This is a genomic window from Actinoplanes sp. CA-131856 (assembly GCF_050956135.1).
Taxonomy (GTDB): domain Bacteria; phylum Actinomycetota; class Actinomycetes; order Mycobacteriales; family Micromonosporaceae; genus Actinoplanes.
Map to the genome: position 1 here is coordinate 3895831 of NZ_CP191849.1, position 22275 is coordinate 3918105.

19 protein-coding genes are annotated in these 22275 nt (G+C 71.8%); 7 read left to right on the forward strand and 12 right to left on the reverse strand.

Annotated features, from left to right (window positions below; genetic code table 11):
• Positions 1 to 10: 10 nt before the first annotated feature.
• Positions 11 to 814 carry a hypothetical protein gene (locus ACQP2X_RS17925; protein ID WP_498698377.1) on the reverse strand — a complete coding sequence of 268 codons (804 nt, stop codon included), beginning with the start codon at positions 812 to 814 and terminating at the stop codon, positions 11 to 13.
• A gap of 258 nt (positions 815 to 1072) precedes the next feature.
• On the opposite strand from ACQP2X_RS17925, the gene ACQP2X_RS17930 reads away from it, so the two are divergent.
• Positions 1073 to 1453 carry a hypothetical protein gene (locus ACQP2X_RS17930; RefSeq protein ID WP_498698378.1) on the forward strand — a complete coding sequence of 127 codons (381 nt, stop codon included), beginning with the start codon at positions 1073 to 1075 and terminating at the stop codon, positions 1451 to 1453.
• Positions 1450 to 2511: a M64 family metallopeptidase gene (locus ACQP2X_RS17935; RefSeq protein ID WP_498698379.1), complete on the forward strand. Its 1062-nt coding sequence runs from the start codon at positions 1450 to 1452 to the stop codon at positions 2509 to 2511. The genes ACQP2X_RS17930 and ACQP2X_RS17935 overlap by 4 nt, the downstream gene beginning before the upstream one ends.
• On the opposite strand, the gene ACQP2X_RS17940 is transcribed toward ACQP2X_RS17935, so the two are convergent.
• Together ACQP2X_RS17940 and ACQP2X_RS17945 are read right to left on the reverse strand one after the other, a co-directional pair.
• Positions 2508 to 3539 (reverse strand): MBL fold metallo-hydrolase, encoded by a 1032-nt coding sequence (locus ACQP2X_RS17940; RefSeq protein ID WP_498698380.1) that lies wholly within the window; start codon positions 3537 to 3539, stop codon positions 2508 to 2510. The genes ACQP2X_RS17935 and ACQP2X_RS17940 overlap by 4 nt on opposite strands.
• The gene (locus ACQP2X_RS17945) at positions 3536 to 4144 is read right to left on the reverse strand and encodes a TetR/AcrR family transcriptional regulator (protein WP_498698382.1); all 609 of its coding nucleotides are present in this window, start codon (positions 4142 to 4144) and stop codon (positions 3536 to 3538) included. Before ACQP2X_RS17945 ends, ACQP2X_RS17940 begins: the two co-directional genes overlap by 4 nt.
• 73 nt (positions 4145 to 4217) lie before the next feature.
• On the opposite strand from ACQP2X_RS17945, the gene ACQP2X_RS17950 reads away from it, so the two are divergent.
• Positions 4218 to 4631: a universal stress protein gene (locus ACQP2X_RS17950; protein WP_498698384.1), complete on the forward strand. Its 414-nt coding sequence runs from the start codon at positions 4218 to 4220 to the stop codon at positions 4629 to 4631.
• A 26-nt stretch (positions 4632 to 4657) separates the two neighbouring features.
• Positions 4658 to 5089, forward strand: coding sequence for a MarR family winged helix-turn-helix transcriptional regulator (locus ACQP2X_RS17955; protein ID WP_498698387.1), 432 nt, complete (start codon positions 4658 to 4660; stop codon positions 5087 to 5089).
• Between the two features lie 67 nt (positions 5090 to 5156).
• Here ACQP2X_RS17955 and ACQP2X_RS17960 read toward each other — a convergent pair whose 3' ends face one another.
• The 5 genes from ACQP2X_RS17960 to ACQP2X_RS17980 form a co-directional block, all read right to left on the reverse strand.
• The gene (locus ACQP2X_RS17960) at positions 5157 to 5996 is read right to left on the reverse strand and encodes an alpha/beta fold hydrolase (RefSeq protein ID WP_498698389.1); all 840 of its coding nucleotides are present in this window, start codon (positions 5994 to 5996) and stop codon (positions 5157 to 5159) included.
• 17 nt (positions 5997 to 6013) lie between these two features.
• Complete coding sequence (locus ACQP2X_RS17965; RefSeq protein ID WP_498698394.1) at positions 6014 to 6847, reverse strand: alpha/beta fold hydrolase; 834 nt, start codon at positions 6845 to 6847, stop codon at positions 6014 to 6016.
• A gap of 120 nt (positions 6848 to 6967) precedes the next feature.
• The gene (locus tag ACQP2X_RS17970) at positions 6968 to 9688 is read right to left on the reverse strand and encodes an ATP-binding protein (RefSeq protein ID WP_498698395.1); all 2721 of its coding nucleotides are present in this window, start codon (positions 9686 to 9688) and stop codon (positions 6968 to 6970) included.
• A 110-nt stretch (positions 9689 to 9798) separates the two neighbouring features.
• A complete protein-coding gene (locus ACQP2X_RS17975; protein ID WP_498698396.1) occupies positions 9799 to 11418 on the reverse strand; it encodes an MFS transporter in 1620 nt (539 codons plus the stop codon).
• Positions 11415 to 11882, reverse strand: a complete 468-nt coding sequence (locus ACQP2X_RS17980; RefSeq protein WP_498698397.1) for a MarR family winged helix-turn-helix transcriptional regulator — start codon at positions 11880 to 11882, stop codon at positions 11415 to 11417. Before ACQP2X_RS17980 ends, ACQP2X_RS17975 begins: the two co-directional genes overlap by 4 nt.
• A gap of 136 nt (positions 11883 to 12018) precedes the next feature.
• On the opposite strand from ACQP2X_RS17980, the gene ACQP2X_RS17985 reads away from it, so the two are divergent.
• Together ACQP2X_RS17985 and ACQP2X_RS17990 are read left to right on the forward strand one after the other, a co-directional pair.
• Entirely contained in the window at positions 12019 to 12966 is a 948-nt protein-coding gene (locus ACQP2X_RS17985) for a DUF1996 domain-containing protein (RefSeq protein ID WP_498698399.1), read from the forward strand.
• Positions 12967 to 13016: 50 nt separating this feature from the next.
• Positions 13017 to 13715: a zf-HC2 domain-containing protein gene (locus ACQP2X_RS17990; protein ID WP_498698400.1), complete on the forward strand. Its 699-nt coding sequence runs from the start codon at positions 13017 to 13019 to the stop codon at positions 13713 to 13715.
• 4 nt (positions 13716 to 13719) lie between these two features.
• On the opposite strand, the gene ACQP2X_RS17995 is transcribed toward ACQP2X_RS17990, so the two are convergent.
• Positions 13720 to 16761 carry an ATP-binding protein gene (locus ACQP2X_RS17995; protein WP_498698403.1) on the reverse strand — a complete coding sequence of 1014 codons (3042 nt, stop codon included), beginning with the start codon at positions 16759 to 16761 and terminating at the stop codon, positions 13720 to 13722.
• A 116-nt stretch (positions 16762 to 16877) separates the two neighbouring features.
• Between ACQP2X_RS17995 and ACQP2X_RS18000 the strand changes: the two genes are divergently transcribed.
• Entirely contained in the window at positions 16878 to 18782 is a 1905-nt protein-coding gene (locus tag ACQP2X_RS18000; RefSeq protein ID WP_498700963.1) for a GAF domain-containing protein, read from the forward strand.
• A gap of 2 nt (positions 18783 to 18784) precedes the next feature.
• Here ACQP2X_RS18000 and mctP read toward each other — a convergent pair whose 3' ends face one another.
• The 3 genes from mctP to ACQP2X_RS18015 form a co-directional block, all read right to left on the reverse strand.
• On the reverse strand, positions 18785 to 20428 hold the full coding sequence (gene mctP / locus ACQP2X_RS18005; protein WP_498698405.1) for a monocarboxylate uptake permease MctP: 1644 nt from the start codon (positions 20426 to 20428) through the stop codon (positions 18785 to 18787).
• A complete protein-coding gene (locus ACQP2X_RS18010) occupies positions 20425 to 20658 on the reverse strand; it encodes a DUF3311 domain-containing protein (RefSeq protein ID WP_498698407.1) in 234 nt (77 codons plus the stop codon). Before ACQP2X_RS18010 ends, mctP begins: the two co-directional genes overlap by 4 nt.
• Positions 20659 to 20775: 117 nt before the next feature.
• The gene (locus ACQP2X_RS18015) at positions 20776 to 22239 is read right to left on the reverse strand and encodes an arabinofuranosidase catalytic domain-containing protein (protein ID WP_498698408.1); all 1464 of its coding nucleotides are present in this window, start codon (positions 22237 to 22239) and stop codon (positions 20776 to 20778) included.
• Positions 22240 to 22275: the final 36 nt, after the last annotated feature.

Genomic DNA, 22275 nt, shown 5'->3' on the forward strand with positions numbered 1-22275 from the left:
GATTTCCGTCTCAATTGAACGGTGGCCGATTGACGCCGTAGTGGGCGTGGATCTGCGAGGACCGCAGCTCGGTGCGCGCGACCACCATGACCACCGTGGCCAGCACGACCCCGGCCCCGAGCAGCCCCCAGAACAGTTGACCGGCCGGCATCAGCACGGCGAACAGCCCGCACCAGCCCACGGCGAGCGCGCCCGTGCCGGCCGTCAGCCGCAACTCGTGCAGCATGTCGTGCAGCGTGCGATGGGCGTCGATCTCGTCGCCGAAGTGCGACGGCGGCGACCATTTCTTAGTGATCCACAAACCGACGAACGTGCCGAACCAGAACGCGCCGAGCCACAGATTCCAGGCGCGCGTATTGCCGAGGAAGAACGCGCCGGGTATCTCCAGCCCGGCGATGCCGAACGGCAGCAGGCAGTCGAGAAAGGAGGGTGCCCAGCGCAACAGAATGCTGATCGTCAAGTAGAAATAGAAAACCGTGACCAGAACGAGGAGCATGGTCACCGCCTGCACGGCGACGAGCAGCCCGGGGCGGGCGAACGCGTTCTGCGCGAGCAGTCCCAGCGCCACACCCTGGATGATGCTGATGATCGTGATGAAGGCGGTCGGCGACACCTCGAGCGAGCGCCGGATCAGCACCTCGCGGGTGAGCGCCTGAATGGCCTCGCCGCGCTCGGGCAGATCGCCGGGATAAATCGGCGCCGCATGCGACGGCCGGGCCGCCACGGGTATGAACTCGCGCGGATTCACCGGCCGGCTGTCATAGGTCACCGGGGCCGCCCGGCGTCGTCGCCCCACACGCGATTCCGTTGCCACGCCAAACATCATGCACGCAGGGTCAATAGGCGTACCTGACTAGCCAGGAAGCCTTTCCTGATCAGCCGGAAACGCAATTCCCCAGGTCATCCCGGATACGCAATTAATCGCCGATCACGGACTGTCGCACCGCCTTCACGCAGGCGGAAGGGACTAGCCCCGGTGTCTAGTACTCGCCGCACAAACGCACAAATCGCCGTCGGCACGATCAGCGACAGAAACGCTGTGCCTTGTGTGGGCCGGGCGTACGGTCCGGACATGACTGAGCCGGCGCTGCGCCTCGTGTTCGAGTACGACGGTGACGACGTGCGGGTCGTCTCCCGACAGCGGGTCGAGATGACGATCCCCGCCACCGGGGAGGGTGAGGCCGGCCTGCGCGCGGAGCTCCGTACGGCCGACGGCGGAGTGCTCGAACGCCGCGCCCTGCCACCGATCCCGGACGGCGTCGAGGTGTTCTCGCCCGAGCCGGGCCGCACGGTCGAGCGGGCGCCGGTCGACCGGCCCTCGGGTGTCTTCACCGTGCTCGTCCCCGATCTGGCCGGCGCCGATCACCTGGCCCTGGTCGACGACCCGGGCGGGCCGGACGAGACGCGGCGGGTCCGTGAGATCGCGCGGGTGTCGCTGAGGGACGAGTCGTGACCACCGCCGACGGCCAGGTGCTGGGTGTCACCCGCATCATCGATCACGGCCCGCCCACCGAGCGCTGGAACCTGGTCATCCTCGGCGACGGCTACCGCGCCAACCAGATCACCCAATATCACCAGGACGCCGGCCGGCTCTGCGCCCGGCTCGAGGGCACCCGCCCCTTCGACAGCGTCTGGCCCGGCCTCAACCTCTACCGCGTCGACGTCACCTCCACCGACAGCGGCGCCGACGACCCGGCCGCCTGCGGCGGGCCCGGCACCACCGCGCGGACGTACTTCGACGCGGCGTTCTGCAACAACGGCATCCGCCGGCTGCTGACGGTGAATCAGGCGACCGCGCTCTCCGTCGCGGCCGCCCAGGTGCCGCAGTTCCACGCCGTCGTGGTCATCGTCAATTCCCAGGAGTACGGCGGTTCGGGCGGCTCGGTGGCCGCGTACTCACTGGCCGCCGGCGCCGAGCAGATCGCCCTGCACGAGATGGGTCACGGGGCGTTCGGCCTGGCCGACGAGTACGAGTACTACCGCGGCTGCGGCGTGGACACCGACCGCAACCGGCACCCCGCGGTGGAGCCGGGCGAGCCGAACGTCACCGTCAACACCAACCGGGCCACCCTGAAGTGGCGCTCGCTGGTCGCGGCGGCCACGCCCGTGCCGACCACCCGCAACGCCGACTGCTCGCAGTGCGATCCGCAGCCCAACCCGCTGCCGGCCGCGACCGTCGGCCTGTACGAGGGCGCCCACTACTACCACTGCGGCGCCTTCCGGCCGCAGTTCGACTGCCGGATGCGCGCGATCGACCAGGAGTTCTGCGCCGTCTGCGCCCAGCAGATCCGCCGGATCCTGCTGCCCTTCACCCCGGCCACGGTCCCGTTCGTCCGCGAGCTGCGCCAGACGATCGCCCTCCAGCGCGTCGTGGCCGCCGGCCTGGTGCCCCGCTATACCGGCCAGAGCGGCGCCGGCGCCTGGGTCTGGAAGCAGTCCCCGTCCCCGGGCCGTACCGTCCGTTACGGCAGCGAGGTCACCATGCAGCTCCGCACCGGCCCGATCCCTTAGCGGGCCCACCTCGTGGGTTCCTCCGCGACGCGGCGGACGGCCCCCACGGTGGCCAGGTGGTGCAGGTGGGCCAGGGTCTCGCCCAGGGCCATGCGGCGCATCAGGCCGCGCAGGCTGTCCCAGCCCCGCGACCAGGTCAGGGTGGCCGCGATCGCCCAGGCGGTGGCCGTGCCCTGCTCGCCGAGGGCGCGCAGGATCTCCCGGTTGCGGTCGCCGTGGTGATCGATCATCGCCATGGCCCGGGCGTCGATGCCGCGGAAACGGTATTCGTGAGCGGGCAGGGCCTCCTCGGCCGCGAACTTGCCAGTCTGCTCCAGCGACTCCAGATAGGAGGTCAGGGGGTCGCCCTCGTTCGACGGGTGGACGGCGACCGTGGGGCTGATCCGGGGGAGCAGGTGGTCGCCGGTGAGCAGGACGCCGGCCGCCGCGTCGTGCAGGCACAGGTGGCCGGGCGTGTGCCCGGGCGTCCACACCGCCCGCACCGAGCGGCGGGTCAGCGGCAGCAGGTCGCCGTCCTCGATCGTGCGGTCGGGCTCGGCCATCGACAGCAGGCCGCGCATGCGCTCCGGGCTGACGGCCAGGCCGGCCACCTCGGCCGCGGGGACGCCGTTGCGCCGCAGCCACGCCCGGTCCTGCTCGGGGCGCCGGTCGCTCCACAGCCGGCGGGGCAGCGTCGCCGCCTCGGCCGGGTGCATGCCGATCCAGGCCCCCTGGGTGCGCAGCCAGCCGCTGAGCCCGTGGTGATCGGGATGCACGTGGGTCACCACGACGCCGGTCACGTCGCCGATGCCGGCGCCCGCGGCGCTCAGCCCCGCCGTGAGCGCCGCGCGGCCCGCGGGGGAGTCCCAGCCCGGGTCGATCAGCAGGACGCCGTCGTCCTCGCCGGTGAAGGCGTAACTGATCGTGTAGCGCAACGGGTTGTCCGGGATCGGCACCGGGATCGACCACAGGCCGGGGCGCACCTGCTCGACCGGCGGAAGGACGCGCTCCTGCCACGCCCGATGCTGGGCGGTTCCGGTGACGATCATGCGCGGGCGCCCGCGGTGACCGAGTGCATCAGGAAGTCGACCAGCCGCCGGGCGTGCGCCGTCGTGTCGCTCGCCAGCTCGGCCCGCCTTTCCGGCGGTGTGGTCAGCGCGTGCATCATGGCCCCGCCCAGCAGTGTCTCGAGCAGCAGCGAGACCGAGGCCGTCGCCGGCAGCTCGCCCCGGGCGATGCCCCGCCGCACGATGGCCCGCGCGGCCCGGATCTGCGCCTGCCGCAGCGCCTCGTAGTGCTCGGCGACGCCGGGAATCGTGCCGGCCTCGACCGACAGGCGCAGCGCGGCCCGGCTCGACGGCCCGGCGTAGAGGCCGAGCATCTGGGTGGCCAGCTCGACCAGGTCGCCGTGCAGCGTGCCGGTGTCGACGTCGCTGATCCGGGGCAGACCCTCGCCCAGCGCGTCCGTGAGCAGCGCCTGCTTGCTGCTCCACCGCAGGTAGAGCGAGGCCTTGCCGACTCCCGCGCGGCGGGCCACGGTCTCCATGGCGAAGCCGGCCCAGCCGGTGTCGCCGAAGACGTCGAGCGCGGCCCGGGCGATCCGGCGGTCGACCTCGGGGTCGCGGGGCCGCCCCGGCGAAGTTGATGTGGCCACGTCACTCCCGGTCCATTGCTGAACGGTTTCCGTCAGGATAACCTTGCCGTGTTTCCTTTTCCCAGGAGCTGAGATGAGCGCGATCCTGGTCGGCGTCGACGGGTCGACGTCGTCCCTGCGTGCCGCCGCCTACGCGGCCGGGCTGGCCCGGCGGCAGCGCAGCCGGCTCATCGCGGTCTACGTGCGCAAGGGCCCGCCGACGATGATCCCGCTCGGCGACGACAGCGGCGCCGCCGCGGCCACCGCCTTCGAGGCCCAGGACGAGATCGAGCGCGAGCTGCGCTCGCACCTGCCCGACCTCGGCGTCGAGGCGAGCTTCGTGGTGCGCACGGGTGAGCCGTACGCCGAGCTGATCGCCGCCGCCAAGGAGGTCAGGGCCGACGCCGTGATCGTGGGCAAGTCGGCTAAGGTGCTGCATCGCATAGCGGGCTCGCTCGCGGTCAAGCTCGTACGCTGTGGCCATTGGCCGGTCACCGTCGTCCCGTGAGTGGACACGGCGTGCATAATCTAGTTATGGAAACCCCCAGCCGCGGATCCCAGTTGCTGCCGGTGCTCGGTCAGCTGGTGCGCTTCCTGCGCCAGCTCGAGGGCCCGGACAACCCCAGCCCCGTGGCGCTGTCCGTGCTGCGGCGCCTGGGCCGCGAGGGCCCCATCCGCCTGACCGACCTGGCCCGCCAGGAGCGCGCCTCCCAGCCCGGCATGACCCAGCTGGTCGGCCGCATGGAGCGGGCCGGCCTGGTCAAGCGGGTGCCCGACCCCACCGACGGCCGGGGCGTCCTGGTCGAGACCACCACGCCCGGGCGCGAGCTGGTCGAGCGCACCCATGCCCACTACGCGGCCACCATCGACAAGCTCTTCGACGACCTGGACCAGCCCGACCGCGACGCCATCGTGGCGGCCCTGCCCGCACTGACCCGCCTGGCCGACTCGACCCACCGCTTCTGACCGGGCCCGGAGACCGGGACAGCCGGCCGCGGCGTCGCTCGCCGCGACGCCACAGCCGGCTGGAGTGTCAGTCGGTGGCCTTGGCCGCCGCCTCGATCTGGCCGGTGACCGCACCCGGGGCGGTGACCATCGACAGGTGCGGGGCGTTGATCACGATGGTGTGCGCCCGGGCCCGCTGGGACATGGCGATCTGCTCGGCCGGCGGGATGACGGCGTCCTGCTTGCCGACCACCGACCACGAGGGGATCGTGCGCCAGGCCGGCGTGCCGGCCTCCTCGGTCAGCGCGCTCGACACCAGCGGGCGCTGCCGGGCGGCGAGCACGGCCACGTCCTTGGCGGGAATCGCCGTGCCGGCGAACGCCTTGCCGAAGACCGACGGCTTCACGTAGAGGTCGACGGCGTTCGCGTTCTTCGGGATCGCGACCTGATCGAAGACAGTGGCCGGATCGGCCGCGAAGACCGAACCCGGCACTTCCGAGGTCAGCGAGAACACGGAGTCGGTCTTGTCGGGGATGTACGCGTCGACGTACACCAGAGCCTTCACCTGCTTGTCGCCCAGCGCGGCGCTCGTGATGACCATGCCGCCGTACGAGTGCCCGACCAGCACGACCGGTCCGCTGATCGTGTCCAGATATGCCCGCAGGTTCGCGGCGTCGTCACTCACGCCGGTCAGCGTGTTCGGCGGCGTCACCACGGTGTAGCCGTCGTGCTGGAGCTTGGCCGCCACCTTGTCCCAGCTGGAGCCGTCGGCCCAGGCGCCGTGCACGAGGACGACGGTCGGCTTGTCCTTTCCGGGGTGCCGGAAGTCGGCCACGGCCGGGCCGGCGACGCCGGTCAGGGCGATCAGCACGCCGAGGCCGGCCGCCCCGATCACCAGGCGGCGGTTCTTCTTCGAGAGGGAGAACATGATTTTCCTTAAAGTGTTCAGCGGGCCAGGAAGCCGAGCAGCGCCGCGTTGAACTCGTCGGCGTGCGAGACGTTGACGCCGTGCGGGCCGCCCTCGATCAGGACCAGCTCGCTGCCGGCGATCGCGGCGGCCGACCGGCGGCCGCTGACGTGGAAGGGCACGACCGCGTCGGAGTCTCCGTGGATGACCAGCGTCGGCACGTCGAACTTCTCCAGGTCGGGCCGGAAGTCGGTGCGCCCGAACTGCGAGGGCCCGGTGAGAGTGGCCCGCGCCGACGCGAGGGTGGCCAGGTCACGGCCGAAGAGTCGCTGCGCCTCGCTGACCGTGGAGGTGCCCGCCGCCGAGTAGAGCAGCGTGGCGAACTGGTCGGCGAAGCCGGGCCGGTCGGCGCGGATGCCGGCCTCGAAATGCGCGATCGTGCCGTCGTCGAGCCCGCCCTCGGGGTTGCCCTCGGTGACGTGCAGGAACGGGGTGACCGAGCTCGCCAGGACCGCCTTGGCGACCCGGGCCGTGCCGTGGTTGGCGATGTAGCGTGCGACCGCGCCGCCACCGGCGGAGAAGCCGACCAGCGTCACCCGCGACAGGTCGAGATGCGTGAGGAGGGCGTGGAGGTCGGACGCGATGGTGTCGTAGTCATGACCGTCCCAGGCCGGTGTGGACTGACCGAACCCGCGGCGGTCGTAGGTGACGGCCTGGTAGCCGGCCTCGACCAGAGCGGTGACCTGCTTCTCCCAGGACCGGCCGCTCAACGGCCATCCGTGGATGAGCACGACCGGCGCCCCACTGCCGTGAACTTCGTAGTACAGCTCCACCGGTGCGCCGCTCTCGGCGCCTACCGTGAACTTGGGCATCTTCCTTCTCGAATCAGTCCCTCGAGGTGGTGGCGGGACGGTGCGAGGGACGTCGGCACCGGCCCGGGTTTCACCACCAGCCTCGTGACAGGGCGAGGGGTCGTTGTCAGTCGGATGACTTCACCTGTCGACGTAGGTGCTCTCGTCGCCGCCGGCGAGCGCGTCGCGCAGGGCGGCGCGCGAGGTGATGCCGAGCTTGGGAAAGGCGCGGTAGAGGTGGGTGGCCACCGTGCGTGAGGACAGGTACAACTGAGCGCCGATCTGCCGGTTGGTCAACCCGGACGCGGCGAGTTCGGCGATCCGCAGCTCCTGCGCCGTCAGGCTTGTGAGCTGGTCGGCGGCCTCGTCGCCGGACGCTCCGGCCAGCGCGAGCTCGTGCGAGGCGCGCTCGGCCCACGGCGTGCTGCCGAGATCGCCGAACAGGTCGACGGCACGCCGCAGGGCGGCGCGGGCGCCGGGCAGGTCGCGCTTGTGCCGCAGCCACCGGCCGTGCGCGAGGCTGACGCGGGCGAGGTCGAACGGGAAGGAGGGCGCGGCCGGGTGCCCGGTCGCGGCCGCGAACAGCCGGCCGGCCTCACCGGTGGCGTCCGTGATCGCCAAGGCGGCCGTGCACAGCATGTCCATCCGGGGCGACACCGCGCCGACGTGCCGAGCGGCCGCGGCCTCGGCGTGCCGGCGTGCCTCCTCGACGTGGCCGCCGGCCATCCCGGCCTCGACGACGTCGAGCACGCAGCGGAACGACTCGTGCACGTAGGGCCGGAAGGAGCCGGGCGAGGTGAGGCCGAGCGCGTGGGTCCACGCCGCGCCGTAGGCGCCGATCGCGAGCGCACCGGCGAGCGCGGCCGCCTCCACGTGCTGGACCAGCACGCCCAGCCCGCGGGGGCGCGCCCAGAGGTCCACCGCCAGGCCCAGCTCGCGGGCGCCCGCGATGTCACCGCGCTGCGCCAGGACACGCGCGTAGAACGCGCGGTAGAGGTAACCGAACATCTCGTTCCCGAGCCGGGCGCTCAGCTCCAGGCCCTGCGCGAAGGTCTTCGCGGCGTCGTCCCAGCGTCCCCGCACGGTGTCGTCGAGGAGCGTCAGATGCATCAAGGTCATCACGTCGGTCAGGGACCCGGCCTCGGCCTCGCGCCGCACCATCCTGTCCACGAAGGAGCGATGCTCGCCGAGGGAGTCCACGAAGTAGGCGCAGAGCGCCAGGATCGTCCCGTCGTACGTGGTGAGGCCGGGCCGGGTGAACGCCTCGGCCACGCGGTCACGGGCCCCGTCCGCGTGCCGCAGCAGATCACCGCCGACATCGCGCACCAGCAGGGTCACCGGGCTGAGCCGGTCGGCGTATTCGTCGATCACCGGCTCGGTCCGGTCCCAGAGCTCCGGGTCGGCCGAGTACATGCAGAGCGGCAGCAGCAGGCCGGCCAGGCGGGAAAGCGTCTCGTCGTCGAGGTCGTGGCCGCGCCGCCGGACCAGGTCGAGGACCACACGATGCGTCGGCCTGACCGCACCATGGCGGTAGAGCTGCAGGGTGGCGTCGGTGAGCAACGTCGACGGGGTGACCAGGTCGCCGTTGAGCCGGTCCAGCCGCCCCACCAAGGTGGCGGCCTCGTCGAGCAGGCCCGCGCGGGTGGCGATGAAGGCGGCGTCGGCGAGGCGGCGCTCACGCCGGTCCGCGTGCTCGCTCAGCGCCGCCGCGCGGACGAGCAGCCGCACCGCGACGGCGGCGCCGCCGCGGTGCACCGCGTGCTCCGCGCCCCGCTGCACCTCGCGCGCGATGGTCTCGTCGGGCGCGCCGGTGGCCGCCGCGAGGTGGTGGGCGCGCCTCAGCGGATCGTGCGCCCGGACCTCGGCGAGCAGCAGGTGCGCGGCCCGCACCTGCTCCAGCTGGGCGGAGCCGACGACAGCCGACCGCACCAGGGGATGGCGGAAGGAAGCCCGGCTGTCGGGCCGGTCGTGGTCCACCAGCCCGGCGGCGCGGGCGGTGTCGAGACGGTGCGGGATCCCGTGCGCCCCGTCCGCGTCCGTGACCCCGTCGAGCGCCAGCAGCAGGAGGGCGAACCTCTCGTCGTCGGGCAGCCGGCCGAGCCGCTGGGCGTAGACCTGCTCGAGTCGCCGCGGCAGCGGCAGTTCCGTCCTCGAGGCCGCCGGCGACCGGGCGGCCAGCGACGCCGGCAACTCGGTGAGCGCCAGCGGATTGCCCACGGCCCACCGCAGTGCCTCGGCCCGCAGCTCCGGGGACAGGCCAGGATGACGAGCGTCGAGGAGCTCGGCCGCGCTCGCGGGGTCGAGCGGGCGGACGTCGAGGCGCTCGACCCCGGCGACGTCGAGGCCGGTCGGCTCCCCGGTGCGCACGCCCAGCGTGACGCACACCGGGGACCCACTGAGCCGGCGGGCCACGAACATCAGCACCTGACCGCTCGCGGCGTCCATCCAGTGGGCGTCGTCGACCACGATCGCCCGGGGGCGGTCGTCGCTGGCCAGCACGAGCAGGTCGAGGACAGCGGTGCCGAGGGCCATCACGGCGGGAGCGTCACCGAGCGAGCGCCCGAGGGCGACGTCCACGACGTCGCGTTGGTGGTCGGCCAGCGCGTCGACGTAGCCCACGAGCGGTCGCAGAATCTGGTCGAGCGCGGAGTACGGGAAGTTCTGCTCGGCCTCCACGCACTGATAGCGGGCCACCGACCAGCCCGCGCCCCGGGCCCGCCGGCCGAGATCATCGAGCAGAGCGGTCTTGCCGACCCCCGCCTCGCCCTCGACCACCAGGGCTCGAAAATCACCGGTCAGCAGGCCCGTGAGCCGGCGGATCTCCGCCGACCGGCCGACCAACTCGCTGGTGGGACCGCTCATAGCCAAAACTTTAGTCCGGAGCGGCAGCGGCCTCTTTGGCCCCCATGTTGCCAGCGTGCGAAAGGCCCCGGAGGTTCAGCGCCTCCGGGGCCGTGATGTTGCGGGAGGGGTCAGCGGTGGGCCGGCGTGTCCTTCTCCGTGCGGGCGATGTCGATGCCCGCGCCGTCGATGGCGTCGGCCGCCACCGCGGCCGACTTCAGCTCGTCCGGCAGGTCGATGCTCGTGCGGAGCATCACCGGGCGCAGCGCCAGGGCCGCGATGACGCCGACCACGCCGATGATGGCCGAGATCAGGAAGATGTGGCCGGTGGCGTCGCCGTAGGCCGCGCGGACGATGCTCACGATCGGGTCGGGCAGGGCGGCCAGGTTGAGGCTGCTGCTGCCGTCCCCGCTTCCGGTGGCCGGGATGCCGGCCGCCGTCAGGCCCTCCGTGATCTGGTCGGCCACCCGGCGGGCCAGGACCGCGCCCAGCACCGAGACGCCGATCGTGCCGCCCAGGGAGCGGAAGAACGCCACCGTCGAGCTGGCCGCGCCGATGTCCTTCAGCGACACGCTGTTCTGCACCGCCAGCACCAGGTTCTGCATGCTCATGCCGACGCCCGCGCCGACCAGGAACATGCCGACGCCCATGTACCACAGCGGCGTCTCGTGGTCGATGGGTGAGAGCACCACGAAGCCGCCCACCAGCGCGATCGCGCCGGCCACGATGTACGGCTTGATCTTGCCGCTGGCGGTGATGAGGCGGCCCGAGATGATCGAGGTGACGAGCACGCCGGCCATCAGCGGGATGGTCAGCAGGCCGGCCTCGGTCGGGCTGTAGCCGCGGCCGATCTGGAAGTACTGGCCCAGGAAGACCGCGCCGCCGAACATGGCCATGCCGACCGCCAGGCTGGCCAGGATGGCCAGGGCCGTGTTGCGCTCCCGGATGATCGGCAGCGGCACGATCGGCTCCTTTGCCCGCGATTCCACCAGCACGGCCAGGCCGAGCAGCACGATCGTTCCGCCGACCATGGTGTACGTCTGCCACGAGAGCCAGGCGAACGAGCCGTCCACGAACGAGATCCAGATGAGCAGCAGGCTCACGCCGGCCGCGATCAGGGTCGCGCCCAGGTAGTCGATCTTCACGTTCTCGCGGCGGATGACCGGCAGGTTCAGGGTGAACTGGAGCAGGACCAGCGCGATGACCGCGACCGGGACGCCGATGAAGAAGCACCAGCGCCAGCCCAGCCAGGACGTGTCGACGATCAGGCCGCCCAGCAGCGGGCCGCCGACCGTGGCCAGGGCCATGACGCCACCGAGATAGCCGTTGTAGCGGCCGCGCTCGCGCGGCGGGATCATCGCGGCGATGGCCACCTGGACCAGGGCCTGGAGGCCGCCGACGCCGATGCCCTGGAAGGCGCGGGCGCCGATCAGCGCGCCGGCCGACTGGCTGAAGCCGGCCACCACCGAGCCGGCCACGAAGATGACGATGGAGAGCTGGATCAGCAGCTTCTTGCTGAACAGGTCGGCCAGCTTGCCCCAGATGGGCGTGGTGGCGGTGGCCGTGAGCAGGGTGGCCGTGACCACCCAGGTGTACTGGGTCTGCGACCCGTTGAGCGAGCCGATGATCTTCGGCAGCGCGGTCGAGACGACAGTGCTGCTGAGCATCGCGACGAACAGCACCAGCAGCAGGCCGCTGAGGGCCTCGAGGGTCTGCCGGTGGTTCGACGGTGCGGGTGGTGCTGTGGTCATGCCGCGGCCTCCGTGGTGACGTGCGAGGTGGTGGCGCCGCCGAGCGCCTGGGTGAAGCGTTCGAGTCCGTGGCTGAATGTCGCGATCTCGTCGGGGGTCCAGTCGGCCAGTGCCTGTTCGATCCGGCTGCCGTACCACCGCATGGCCTCCTCCATCGCGGTGTGGCCCTTCTCGGTCACGACCAGCACGCTGGCCCGCCCGTCGTGGGGGTCGGGCTCGCGGGCGACCAGGCCGCCGGAGACGAGGGTGGCCACGGCCCGGCTGATCGTCGACGGGTCGAGCGCGGCGTGGATGGCCAGCTCGCGGGCGTGACAGCCGGTGGGGGTGCGGTCGATGTGCGCGAGCAGCCCGACCAGTCCGGCCGGGATCGCCGGCCGTTCCGCCGTCCGCTGGTGCTTGAGCAGCCGGGTGACCTTGAGCAGGTCCTGCAGGCGTTCGGCTACCGCCTGCGTGGCGCCGTCCATGGCACGTGCCTTTCTGGGGATTCGATGAATGCCACAGACAAGTTTTCCTCAATACGTGCCCAACGCGCAAGTTTTCCCAACGAGAAAATTCTGCATCGGACAGTGACCATGGCGGCGCGCTGCGTACCGTAGAGGCATGTCGATGGGACGGCCCGGGCTCGCGGTCGAGGCCGTGCTGGCGGTGGTCGTTCTGAGCGTTTCGGTGGCTTTCCTGGGCGTACGGGATGAGGACCGCGCCTTTTACACGTCCATGTCGGACGCCGCGCGCGTGCCGGCGGCGGCGAAGCCGGTCAGCGGCGCCTCCACCGGGTCGTACGCCTGGGATTGCGGCCGCAACGAGAACGGCCACCGCAACACCGGCAATCCGGTCGTCTCGCCCGGCGTCGCCGGCCCGGCCCACCACGAGCACGACTTCGTCGGCAACCTCGGCGTGGTGCCCGCCTCCGGCGTGAAGGATCTTCCGGGCAAGCCCACCAGCTGTACGAACGGTGACGCGTCCACGTACTACTGGCCGGTGCTGCGCCTCGGCGGCTCGAAGGATCACCACGGCCCGGCGCTGGTGCCGACCGCACTGACCATGCGCTATCTCGGCAACGCGCGCGGGCCGGTCGTGGCGATGCCCCGCCTGCTCGTCGCGGCCGTGGGCGACGCGTACGCGTACACCAATAACAATGGTCTTGCCCGGTCCTCATGGTCCTGCTCGAACACGCGGGACCGGACGACCATGAAGTACCCGATCTGCGACGACGGCGCCGAGGTGGTCAGGATCTTCGATTTCCCGAGCTGCTGGGACGGCCGCCAGCTGGACAGCCCCAACCACCGGCAGCAGATGGTCTTCCCGGCCGCCGGCGGCGGATGCCCGGCCGGCACGTTCGCCGTTCCGCACCTCGAGATCGCCATGACCTACGCGGTGCCGCACGGCGCCCGCTACCGCGTCGACGCCTTCGACGGGCAGCGCTACAGCCCGCTCACCGACCATGGTTTCATGGTCAACCTCATGCCCGACGCCCTGATGAAACGCGTCGTGACCTGCCTGAACGCGGGGCAGGCGTGCGACGACACCGCCGGTTCGAGATCAGGATGAACCGCGGCCGTACGCACGTCGTGTCTCTAGCGTCTGTAGGGAGGTGAAACATGAGCGAGCACGTCGATCTCGCGGGCTACCTTGTCGGGACTCTCACCCCGGAGCAGCGCCGGGAGGTCGAGGGGCATCTGCCGGGCTGTGCCCAGTGCCGTGACGAAGTCGAATCGTTGCGGGGCTGGCGGACGGCGCTGGAGTCGGTGCCCGAGGCCATGCTGATGGAGGGGCCGCCCGACGGCGGTGACCTCCTGTTGCAGCGCACGCTGCGTCAAGTCCGCAAGGAGTCGTCCGGGCAGCGCCACCGTTACACGGCGCTGCTCGCGTCGGCCGCCGCGGTCGTCGCTGTCGCGGTCATCGGGGCCGGGGTGCTCGCCGGTCGCGCCACGGCTCCCGAGACCCCCACCGCGCAGCCGCCGATCGCGTCCACTCTTCCCACCGACGTTCCCGGGACGCGTACCGGGACGGCGGTGGACCCCACCACCGGAGCCCGGATCACCGCGGCGGTGGCCCCCGCGCCCGGCTGGGTGCGGGTCACGGCCGCGGTGTCCGGCATTCCCGCCGGTGAGCGGTGCGTTCTCGAGGTGGTGGCCAAGGACGGATACGCCGTCCAGGCCGGCAGCTGGGTCGTGTCGCCGGCCGGCGAGTCCGGCGGCACGACGCTCAACGGCAGTGCGCTGATCGACCCGGCCGACGTTCGGTCGGTGCGGGTCGTGAACACGGCCGGGAAACAGTTCACCAGCGTCGACGTCTGACGGCTCACCGGCCCGGGGGCAGAGCCCGGGCCAGGTCGCGGCGGGACGTGATGCCGACCTTGGTGAAGACCTTGCGCAGGTGCCACTCGACGGTGCGGGGGCTCAGGAACAGCTCGGCGGCGATCTCCGAGTTGGTCCGGCCGGTGGCGGCCAGTTGCGCGACGGCTGCCTCCTGAGGGGTCAATCGCTCTTGTACGCCGATGGGCCGCTCCTGGACCACGGCCTGGCCCATCAGGGCGAGCTCGCGGGCGGCCCGCTCGGCGTAGCCGGGGGCGCCCATCGCGGTGAAGGCGTGGTGGGCGGCGCGCAGCTCGGCCCGGGCCTCGTCGAGGCGGTGCTCGCGGCGCAGGTAGGAGCCGAGGAGCAGGTGCGAGCGGGCGACCGCGGCGGTCATCTCCTGGGCGGTGAGACGCTCGATCGCGGTGCGGTAGTGCTTCTCGGCGTCCGGCGCGGGCGACGTCAGGGCGTCCATGAGGGCCTGGATGCCCAGCGCCACCGGGGTCGGCGTCTCGGCCGTGATCGCGGCCAGCCGGTCGCGGGCGGCGACGGCCACCTCGGGCAGCCCGGCGAGGGCGGCCGCCTCGATGAGCTCGTGCAGGGGCCAGTTGCCGAGCGCGAAGTCGCCGTGGGCGACGGCTTCCTCGGCCGCGGCCAGCGCCGCCCGGTGATCGCCGCTTCCGTTGTGCAGGATGGCGAGCGCGTGGCAGGCCACGGCGTGCAGCCGGCCGTCACCGCTGACGGCCGCCTCGCGCTTGCGCTCGTCGAAGAGTGCGGTGGCCGTCTCGACCGGTCCCTTGTACGCCGCGAGGACGAGCGGGGCGAACTGGTAGACCGACGCCCCGGTGGCCCGGAGGACCTCGTCGATCTCGTCCATCATGCCGGCCGCCTCGGCCAGCCGGCCGCCGTAGATCATGATGTTGGCCCGGATCCCCAGCGCGTTGGGCAGCAGGGAGAGCGCCCCGCTCTCGACGGCGGCCCGGATCGCGGCATCGCTCATCTCCTTGACCAGGTCGAGCCGGTAGACCTCGTAACCGACCTGCGAGGTGAGCCAGATGAAACGGGAGTCGGCGACGGCGAGGGCGCGGTGCAGCAGGGGCAGCGACGGCGTACGCCCGTCCAGCACCCACGAGACGAGCCCGGCCAGCAGCAGATCGGGGAACGTCTCGCCGGCCGGGGCCAGCTCGCGGGCCGAGAGGGCGGCCTGGCGCAGGTCGTCGCCGCCGAACCGGCCGGTGTGCATGGCGGCCGTCACGGCCAGCAGGAACGTGTCCCGCGAGGCCTGTGGGTCGGCGGCGGCCAGCCGCTGCGCCGCCGCCAGCAGGGGCGCGAAGGCCTCCCGCTTGGAGCGCAGCGCGAAGTCGACCTCGGCCCGCAGCCGCGAGACGAGCGTCTGCCGCAGGCCGTCGAGCGGCCCCATCTCGGCCGCCGACAGGAGCCCGGTCACCCGGTCGTAGGAGCCGGCGTACGCCGCCGCCTCGGCCGCCGACACGAGCAGGCTCCCGCGCCGGGCCGGGTCGGTGGCCAGCGACGCGGCCCGTTCGAGAAAGGCGGAGGCGGCCGACCAGCCGCCGCGGGCCCGGGCCCGGTCGGCCGAGCCCTCGAGCTCGGCCGCGACCTCGTCGTCCTTCCCGAGCACGGCCTGGGCACGGTGCCAGGCCCGGCGGTCGGGGTCGTGGGCCGGGTCGGTCACCTCGGCCAGGGCGGCGTGAACCTGGCGCAGCTCGGCCGGCTCGCCGGAATGCCAGGCGGCGGCCCGGACGAGCGGGTGCCGGAACCGGACCCGGGTGCCGACCTCGAGGAGCCGCTCCCGCTGGGCCGGTGCGGCCGCCCGGGCGCCGACACCGAGCCGGTCGAGGGCCCGCCACAGCAGCTGGGCGTCGCCGAGCGGCTCGACCGCCGCGGCCAGCAGGACCGTGCGGGTCTCGGGCGGCAGGGCCGCGATCCGCCGGCGGAAGCCCTCCTCGACGCGGTTCTCGAGCGGCGCCCGGCTGTAGCCGTCGAAGCCGAAGGCCAGCTCGGCCGGGGTGAGCCCGCGCGGCAGCTCGAGGATCGCCAGGGGGTTGCCGTGGGTCTCGGCCACGATCCGGTCGCGGACGCGGGGATCGACCGGCCCGATCAGCACCGAGTCGAGCAGGGCCCGGGCGTCCGGCTCGGCCAGGCCCTCGACCGGCAACTCGGGGATGCCCTCGAAGCCGGTGGCGTCGCGGGCCGCGAGCACCAGCCCGACCGACTCGCCGGACAGCCGGCGGGCCACGAAGCCGAGCGTCACCGCGGACGCCCGGTCGATCCACTGGGCGTCGTCGACCACGCACAGCAGCGGCTGGTCGGCCGCCGCCTCGGCCAGCAGCCCGAGCACCGCCACGCCGACCAGCAGCTGCTCCGGCGCCGGCCCCTCGGCCAGCCCGAAGGCCGTGCTCAGGGCCCGGCGCTGGGGGACCGCGAGCCGGTCGAGGTCGTCGAGCAGCGGCAGGCAGAGCTGGAGCAGCGCCGAATACGCGATCTCCGACTCGGACTCGACGCCGACCGCCCGCAGCACGCGGACCGGACCGGCCCGGCCGGTCAGAACCTCCAGCAGCGCGGTCTTGCCGCTGCCGGCCGGTCCCCGCAGCACCAGCGCGCGGCTCTGCCCGGAGCGGACCGCGCCCAGCAGCGCGTCGAGCTCGTCCTGTTCGCGGTTGCGGCCCACCAGATCGGTCTTGTCGACGGCGTCGACGAGCTCCGCGACCGCCCGCGCGGACAGATCGATCTTCGACAGGAAACCGATCGCCGGGCTGGCCGCGATGAGGTCGGCGTAGTCCTCGCCGGAGTGGGTGGAGATCATGATCACCGGGGTCGGCGCCAGCCGCGCGGCCAGGTCGAAGCCGCTCTCGCTGCCCAGGTTGATGTCGACCAGCGCCACATCGGGGCGCAGCTCCGCCGTCCGCTCGAGAGCGCCGGCGATGGTTCCGGCCGTGCCCGCGACCGTCAGGCCTTCGCGTTGCAGCAGGTCACGGGCGGCCATGAGGAATTGCCGGTTGTCGTCGACGAGCAGGCAGCGCAAATTCACCCGACAAGAGTGTCAGTCGCGGCCCGGCGGCGCATTCCTGCCAGCCGGTAGTCAGCCTTACGCGGGCGCCATCTGAACCGAGCGGGCGTGGCTGCGTAGAGAGAGTCGTGACTTGGATGGCGCGGCGGGTGGTCCGCGAGTACGAACGCTTCGTCGAGCTCTCACCCGACATGGTGGTCGTGGCCGGTCACAACGGTTACTGGAAGCGGGTCAGCCCCGCCGTGCGGACTGTTCTCGGCTATTCACCGGCCGAGGTCCTGGCCCGTCCCTACCTGGAACTCGTGCACCCGGACGATCGTGAGCTGGTCGTGCGGCCGCGGCCGGGCGCCGCCTCGTTCACCTGCGAATGCCGGATGCGGCACCAGGACGGGTCGTTCCGCCTCATCGAGTGGACGATCACGTCGTTCCCGGGCCGGAACGAGAGGTACGGCATCGGCCGGGACGTCACCGATCGGCGCCGGGCCGAGCGGGAGCAGGCCGCCATCCAGCGGATCGCCAGCCTGGGAGCCCGGGTGCCACCGCGCTCGGCGTTGTTCGACGTCATCGCGGAGGAGGCCGGGCGCCTGCTCGACGCGGCCGAGACCCGGCTGTCCCGCCTCACCGGCGACCGGAACGTGACCGTCGTGGGTCACTCGGGTTCGTCGAGCGCCCCACTGGGCGAGGAGCTCTTTCCCGCGGTGGCCCGGAGCGGCCGGGCGGTGATGTCGGCCGGCGCCACGACCCTCGCCATCCCCGTCTTCGCCGAGGGTGCGCTGTGGGGGATCCTCACCGCCGCTGCCGCCCCGGGCCGGGCGCTGCCTCCGGACGCCGAGACGTCGCTGACGCGGTTCGCCGGTGTGATGTCGACGGCGATCGCCGGCGCCGAGTCGCGGCACGCGCTGGCCCGGATGGCGCAGGAGCGGGCGGCGCTGCGCCGGGTCGCGATGCTGGTGGCGCACAACGCCGCGCCCGGCGAGGTCTTCGCCGCCGTGGCCGGCGAAGCGGGCACGGTGCTGGGCACCGACATCTCGATAGTGGCCTGCTGCAACGGCGACGGAACGGCCGTGGTGCTCGGTAGCTGGAGCACCTACGCCGACAGCCTCCCGGTCGGCACCCGGGTCACGCTCGGCGGCCACAACGCCGTGAGCACCGTGGTCCGCACCGGCCGGCCGGCCCGCGTGGCCAGCTACGACGGCACCACCACCGGGCACCCGGCCGAGATCGCCAAGCGGGAGGGCTGGAAGTCCGCGATCGCGGCGCCCATCCTCGTAGAGGGGCGCACCTGGGGCATGTTGCTCATCGCCACCCGCCGCGGCGAGTCCTTCCCGTCCGGCACCGAGGAGCGGCTGGCCACCTTCACCGATCTGGTCGCGACCGCGGTGGCCAACACCCAGGCCCACGAGCAGCTGGCGGCCTCGCGGCGGCGGATCGTGGCCGCGGCCGACGAGGCCCGGCGCACCATCGAGCGGAACCTGCACGACGGCACCCAGCAGCGCCTGGTCTCGCTCGCCCTGGCCGTGCGGTCGGCCCAGTCCTCCCTGCCGGCGTCGCTCGGCGGTCTGCGCGACGAGCTCTCGAACGTGGCCGCCGGTCTCGCCGCCGCGGTCGGCGAACTGCGGGAGTTAGCGCGCGGCATCCACCCGGCCGCCCTCGCCCGCGGCGGTCTGAGCGCGGCTCTGCGTGGCCTGGCCGGGCGCTCGGCGATCCCGGTCGACGTGAAACTCGCCCTCGACGAGCGGCCGGCCGAGCCGACCGAGGCGGCCGCCTACTTCGTCGTCTCGGAGGCGCTGGCCAACGCGGTCAAACACTCGGCGGCCACGCGGATCGAGGTGTGGGTCGAGCACCGCGATCAGACGCTGCACTTGTCAGTACGCGACGACGGCGCCGGCGGCGCCGACCCGGGCGGATCGGGGCTGCTCGGCCTTCGGGACCGCGTCGAGGCGCTGGGCGGTTCCCTGTCCGTGCACAGCCCACCCGGCCGGGGCACGCGGATCGTGGCCGACCTGCCGTTCCGGCTCGACCCGCCGCGCCCGCCGGCCTGACTTCATGTGGACGAAAGCGACTCGACGGCCGTGGGGTCACGGTCGACGCGCGGGTCGCCCTCGTCGGCGAAGTAGTCGTCCTTGGTGGTGCCGTCGACGCCGGCCGGGGTCTTGGCCGCCCGCAGGATCAGCGTGACGATCACGGCGATCAGCAGGTTGACCACCACGGTCACGAAGCCGACGTAGATGGTCACCTTGGTGTCGAGGCCGAACTCGGAGAGCGGGAACGCCGATCCACCGAAGTGGGCGTGCTTGGTGGCCGGGTTCGGGATCTGCCACAACATCCACATCGACAGGCCCATGCCGACTACCCAGCCCGCGATCAGCGCACCTCGGTGCAGCCAGCGCGTGAACAGGCCGAGCGCCACCGCCGGCGCGGTCTGCAGGATGATCACGCCGCCGATGAGCTGGAGGTCGATGGAGAACTGGGGATCGAGGAAGGCGATGCAGGCGACGGCGCCGATCTTCACGGCCAGCGAGGCGATTTTCGCGGCACGGGCCTGGTCGGCGTGCGAGGCGTTCTTGCGCAGATATTCCTTGTAGATGTTGCGGGTGAACAGGTTGGCCGCGGCGATCGACATGATCGCGGCCGGCACCAGGGCGCCGATGCCGATCGCGGCGAAGGCGACGCCGGCGAACCAGGCCGGGAACTGCATGTCGAACAGCAGTGGCACGACCGTGTTGCTGTCGACGGTGCCGGCGGTGGCGCCGGGCAGTGGCGTCACGTTGGCGGCGATGGCCGCGTATCCGAGGAGGGCGAGCAGGCCGAGCAGGAAGGTGTAGGCCGGCAGGGCCGACATGTTCCGCTTGATCACGTTGCGGTTCTTGCCGGCCAGGACGCCGGTGATGCTGTGCGGGTAGAGGAACAGCGCCAGCCCGGAGCCGAACGCCAGGGTGACGTACTGCAACTGATTGTTGACGTTGAGGAGGATCCCGTCGTTGGGTGAGGCGCTGGCCTGGAATTTCTCGTCGGCGGCGTCGAAGATGTCGCCCCAGCCGCCCAGCTTGAACGGCAGGTAGACGACCGCCACCAGGATCACGATGTAGATCAGCGCGTCCTTCACGAACGCGATCAGGGCCGGAGCCCGCAGACCCGACTGATAGGTGTACGCGGCCAGAATGGCGAAGGCGATGATGATCGGGGCGTGCCGGGCGAGGAGGCTGTCGCCGGTGACGCCCATGGTCTTGAGGACCGCTTCGAGTCCGACGAGCTGGAGGGCGATGTACGGCATGGTGGCGACGATGCCGGTGATCGCGACCAGCAGGGCCAGCGTGGGCGAGTCGAACCGGCTGCGCACGAAGTCGGCCGGCGTCACGAAGCCGTGCCGGTGCGACACCGACCACAGCCTGATCAGGATCAGGAAGAACAGCGGATAAGTGATGATCGTGTCCGGGATGGCGAAGAACCCGGCCGCTCCGGCCCCGAAGATCAGTGCGGGTACGGCGACGAACGTGTACGCCGTGTAGAGGTCGCCGCCGACGAGGAACCAGGTGATCCAGCCGCCGAAGTTGCGCCCGCCCAGGCCCCACTCGTCGAGGTGGGCCATGTCCTTGGGGGCGCGCCAGCGGGAGGCCACGAAGCCGATGCCGCTGACCAGCAGGAACAGGGTCGTGAAGATGACGATCTCGGTGATGTGGTCGCTCATGGGCGCCGCCTCCGCTTCGTCACCCGGTAGACGACCGTGGTCGCCACGACGCCCAGGAGAATGAAGAGAAGCTGGATCCAGTAGAAGGCCGGGAAGCCGAACAGCCGCGGTTCGTCCCGGTTGTAGAGGAATGTCAGGAGCGGCACGACGATCGGGACGAGAAGCAACCAGTTCCAGGGGCTGCGATCATCGCGCGGCCCGCTCCCCGGTCTGGTCTCCGGCTCCGCCATCGCCCGAACCCCCTCGTCGATGCTGGTTCTGAGGCGATCTTGCCACGGGCGCCGACCTCGATCGTCGCGCGGATCGGTGTGGCCGCGGCCCGCGCCGCCGCCACACCGATCGACCTCCTAGGGTGCGATGGCCCAGAGTTGGCAGGTGTTGTTGAGCCACATCCAGAGCTGGGCCTTCGTGCCGTTGGCGGTGCCACAGTTCTGGTCGTCCAGGACCATGCCGCTGTTCTCGACGACCAGCTCGTACCGTCCGTTGCCGGCCGGGATGACCGCCCACTGCTGACATGTGTTGCCGAGCGACTGCCACAGGTTGACCGCGGTGCCCAGGGCCAGCCCGCAGTTCACGGCGTCGAGCACCTTGCCGCTGTTCACATTCGTGATCGTCCATTTGTTAGCGCCCACACTGGTGAAGCGCCACTGCTGGCACGTGTTGCCCAGCGACTGCCACACCTGCACGCCGGTGCCGTTGGCGGTGCCGCAGTTGACCGCGTCGAGCACCTTGCCGGCGGCCAGGTTGGTCAGGCGATAGGTGGCCCCGTTGACCGGGAACGTGACGCTCTTGCTGTAGCCGACGGCGACGATATTGGCCTGTACGGAGTTCTCCGTCGCGTCCGAGGGATAGCCACTGGTCATGACGCCCTCGAAGAACGAGCCGACCGAGCCGTTGCTGTTGTCGCCGCCGATGCCCAGGATGATCGCGCCCTGCTTGGTCATCGGGTGGTATCCGGACTGCGTCGGCAGCGCGCCGTTGTACTGCGTCTTCAGGCCGCCTGACTGAGCGTTGCCGTCCTTGATGGCGTACGCCGAAGTGCCGTTGTTCTTGAGAACGGCCGTCACGAAGGCGCTGGTGCGGCCCGTGTTGGCCGTCCATGAGCCGTTGCCGCCGGCGAACAGGCCGTTCTCCAGGTCGGCGGCGACCCGCGGACCGGCCGAGCAGGGCGAGAACCAGCAGAGATTGCCGAAGTAGATGGCGTCCATGTCGCCGTTTCCGGTGTCCATGTTGTTGGTCTCGGCGTTGCCGTAGTCGAAGCAGCACCGGTCGTTGACGTGCGTGCCCTCGGTGACCATGTACATGCCCTCGGGTGCGCTGCCGGTGGCGATGCCGTTGGTGGCGTTGTTGCGATAGCCGTTGCCGGCCGAGATGTAGACGCCGTAGACCTTGTGCCCGCCGGCCGTCACGGGCAGGGCGGCCGCGTTGGCGCCCTGGTCGGCGGTGGGGTTGGCGCCGCCGCCGGGGGCGATGGTCAGGTCGTTGTGCCGTGAGGTCTGGTCGTAGATCCGCACGATGGTGCAGTAGGTCCCGGAGCAGAACGAGTCCTGGGCGGCGGCGTTGGCGTAGCCGCCGGCGCTGAGCACCCCGATGGCCGAGGTGGCGCCGTCCGACCAGCGGCGGACCTGATAGAGCGACCCGCCGTACGACCCGAACAGCGCCCGCGTCGTGCTGTGCGCCGCCACGCAGGGCGTGCCGCCACTGGCGTAGATGTCACACGGCCCGGTGCCGGCCGCGCTCGCCTGGCCACCGGTGGCCACCAGGCTCGCGGCGGCCAGCAGAAGCGCTGCGGCCGTCCTCCACAGTTTCATGGAAACCCCTTTCGCGTTGCGCGCGGAGCAGCTCTC